This is a genomic window from Bartonella sp. AP58NXGY (assembly GCF_042195785.1).
Taxonomy (GTDB): Bacteria; Pseudomonadota; Alphaproteobacteria; order Rhizobiales; family Rhizobiaceae; genus Bartonella.
The window spans coordinates 409-1346 of record NZ_JBHIOY010000037.1 but is presented as its reverse complement, the minus strand read 5'-3'; the positions used below and the strand labels follow the sequence as shown (position 1 = coordinate 1346).

Genomic DNA, 938 nt, shown 5'->3' with positions numbered 1-938 from the left:
ACGATTTTTGCCATTAAAGGTTCCATCAATGTGCTTAACATCAAAGATAAGAGAAGTCTTACTTTCGGGAACAAATTTATGATATTCATCAATGGCGTCATTGAATAGTTCGCTAACGAGTTGAGACGTCTTGATATTTTTACAAAAAGCCAGAGAACGACGCATAGGTTTTATGCCATCTTCTTCTTTCTTTTCTATTTGGGAAAGTGCTTTGTAGCAGCCAATGATTTTGGTTGTATCATCAAGGATAAGTTCGGAATTTTTATCTTTAAGGCGTTTCTGAATCGTTGCGTTAATAATTGCTTCATCAACAGCCAAGACGATAACTTTATAGGGTGTTAAAAGTTTATCTTTTAGAGCTTTTGAAAAAGTATACGTGTAAAGATTTTTTCCATAGAGCTTTTCATCATCCATGGACGCCAGAACAGCATCAGATGCGTCAGCCTTCTTTTTCAACTTGTCGGTAAAGATCTTAGGGGTTGCCGTCATGTACAGACGTTTTTTGCCAAAAATGATACTGTTATCGTGAACCTTGATAAATTCAGATTCACGCTTGTCTGTTCCTAACACAGCTCCAGTGGTACGGTGTGCTTCATCACAGATGATCAGATCAAATTCGGGTAAATCATACTTTTTTTGTGCATCCGAAATCACTTGGATTGAATGGTAAGTAGAAAAGACCACAGTCATTACATCAAGAGAAGTTTTATTGGCTTTACGCGCAAGCTCTTTGGCATCGGTCGTAGCCGGTAAAACAAGGTCTGATGCATCGAGACCAGCTTCATCATCATTTTTATTCTTACGACGCTTACCCACTTGTGTATCCGAACACACAGCAAAGGAACGCAAAGGCACTTCTGTATCTTCTGTCCATTCACGAATTGTTTGAGAGATAAGAGCAAGGGAGGGTACCAAAAATAAAACACGTTTGCCTGGAC

General features: G+C 38.9%; 1 protein-coding gene. It reads right to left on the bottom strand.

Features of this window, described 5'->3' with window-relative positions:
* On the bottom strand, positions 1-938 hold a 938-nt coding region (locus ACFINC_RS09060; RefSeq protein ID WP_375616994.1), incomplete at both ends, for a DEAD/DEAH box helicase family protein.